The organism is Megasphaera cerevisiae DSM 20462 (assembly GCF_001045675.1).
Lineage (GTDB): Bacteria > Bacillota > Negativicutes > Veillonellales > Megasphaeraceae > Megasphaera > Megasphaera cerevisiae.
This window is the reverse complement of record NZ_LEKT01000143.1, coordinates 1-860: the sequence shown is the minus strand read 5'-3', so window position 1 is coordinate 860 and position 860 is coordinate 1. Positions and strand designations below refer to the sequence as shown.

Here is an 860-nt window from a genome sequence, read left to right as displayed (position 1 = left end):
GATCGCGTGGAAGTAGAACGAGCTTTCAGTTTAGCGAAACGTCGGTTTGGCCTTACTCAAATCAGAACCTATCTGAAAGAAACGACACAGAGTGTGATAGCGCTGTCTATTTTGGCACTGAACCTGGGAAAACTCCAGGCTATTCAGTGTACGCCAATTTTATTTTACCTACAGGTACTACTGTGGAAGGTAAAACGGGCCTTAAAATGGCTGCCGTGTCAAAAAGTGGCTTTTGTGCAGTAGACATTATTTAGAATTATAGAAGGGAAGATATAGTGTATGAAAAATTCAGCAATACCTTTGAGATCATGGCTTCCTTTATGGGGGATGACCATTTCTGTGTTCATTTTTAACACTTCAGAATTTATGCCGATTGGACTGCTGACTGATATTGCTGCTGCTTTTAATATAACGGAAGCGCATGCTGGGATGATGATTTCAGCCTATGCATGGACTGTAACGATTCTATCCCTACCGCTTATGCTGTTAGTATGTCATATAAGATTTCGAAAATTATTGCTGCTTACGGTGGCATTATTTTGCATCGGACAAATTTTATCCGGCGTATCGCAAGGATATAGAATGCTGGTATTATCTCGGATTTGTGTTGCTTGGGAGTGTAAAATGAAGTGTGTAAGTTACCGGTAACCAATTTACTAACTTACGCACTTCATTTTTTTGTCGAGGTGCGGTACACTATCAGAAAGCAGGTTGAAAGGAATTGAGTACAGCACTGATGAAGAAACGTAGAAACCCGAGTGAGAAAGGCCAGGCAATCGCCAAGCTCATCATGGAACAATACCAGCCGAAGACGCAGGAAGACATGCAGATAGCGCTGAAGGACGTGTTCGGTCCTATCT

At 42.1% G+C, this 860-nt stretch carries 1 protein-coding gene and 1 pseudogene; both read left to right on the top strand.

The features are described 5' to 3' along the window. Positions 1 to 135: pseudogene (locus AB840_RS18430) on the top strand (transposase); the annotation flags it as partial. Between the two features lie 144 nt (positions 136 to 279). Continuing rightward, positions 280 to 648, top strand: a complete 369-nt coding sequence (locus tag AB840_RS15430; protein WP_048515694.1) for an MFS transporter — start codon at positions 280 to 282, stop codon at positions 646 to 648. The last annotated feature ends 212 nt before the right edge of the window (positions 649 to 860 follow it).